The sequence below is a fragment of the Bartonella capreoli genome, from assembly GCF_902813205.1.
Classification (GTDB): domain Bacteria; phylum Pseudomonadota; class Alphaproteobacteria; order Rhizobiales; family Rhizobiaceae; genus Bartonella; species Bartonella schoenbuchensis.
The window spans coordinates 1-512 of record NZ_CADDZX010000143.1 but is presented as its reverse complement, the minus strand read 5'-3'; the positions used below and the strand labels follow the sequence as shown (position 1 = coordinate 512).

The 512-nt window shown below is 40.4% G+C and carries 1 pseudogene; it reads right to left on the bottom strand.

Annotated features, from left to right (window positions below):
• Positions 1–89 precede the first annotated feature (89 nt).
• Positions 90–209 (bottom strand): annotated as a pseudogene (locus J7R05_RS09400) (50S ribosomal protein L3); the annotation flags it as partial.
• Positions 210–512: the final 303 nt, after the last annotated feature.

Here is a 512-nt window from a genome sequence, read left to right as displayed (position 1 = left end):
TCTTGCCGTTCTTTAAGTCCGTTGCATGGGTATATCGTTATCGTATTGTTAAGTTAGCAAAGTCTACTAGAACAGCAGCGTAAGCATTTTTTTTCAACTGTACGCTGAGCAACGGCTTGATAGTTCTCCAGACGAAGTACTGTTATTGGTACATGTTCACCATAAATACTGGTCATGCCTAGCTTTTGTGCATTTACGCCTGAATGTATTGAGTTTGTTCTTTCTTACCACAAGCCTCAGCGCTTAATTTCTATATCTACACCGACAGAAAGATTGTGTATTGCAATATTTCATTGGCTCGTTGGTCAGTGTGTGCTGACTCAATCTGCTGTTCTGTTATGGGAAGCGAGGGATTATTGAGAGTCCTTATGATTTGCATATCCCCAATGAAATGCTAACAAGTCTAGACAATCTCGTAAATGATCCGCGAGGGAATTTTGTTTGCGTTTTGAGTCGTTTAACTCTTTGATTGCTTGACCGTAACCAACAACCTTTTCTACAAGCGAATAGCC